The sequence below is a fragment of the Arthrobacter bussei genome, from assembly GCF_009377195.2.
Taxonomy (GTDB): Bacteria; Actinomycetota; Actinomycetes; order Actinomycetales; family Micrococcaceae; genus Arthrobacter_D; species Arthrobacter_D bussei.
The window spans coordinates 1-282 of the sequence record NZ_VJXX01000036.1 but is presented as its reverse complement, the minus strand read 5'-3'; the positions used below and the strand labels follow the sequence as shown (position 1 = coordinate 282).

At 68.1% G+C, this 282-nt stretch carries 1 protein-coding gene; it reads right to left on the bottom strand.

The features are described 5' to 3' along the window. The coding region (locus FNH21_RS16810; protein WP_277819773.1) for a TIM-barrel domain-containing protein at nt 1-282 on the bottom strand (282 nt) is incomplete at both ends.

Genomic DNA, 282 nt, shown 5'->3' with positions numbered 1-282 from the left:
CGAAGTCCGACCAGTTGAACTCGCGCATCCAGAAGCAGTCGAAGTGGAAGACGCTCAGCGGCAGCCCGCGCTCGGCCATGCCGTCCACGAAGTGCGCAACGGTCTGCTCGTCGTAGTCGGTGGTGAAGCTCGTGGACAGCCAGAGCCCGTAGGACCACGCCGGCACATGCGCGGGCCGGCCCGTGAGCCGCGTGTAGCGCTCGAGGATCTCCGCCGGCGTGGGCCCGTGGATCACGAAGTACTCGAGCGCCTCGCCGGGCACCGAGAACTGGACGCGCTCCA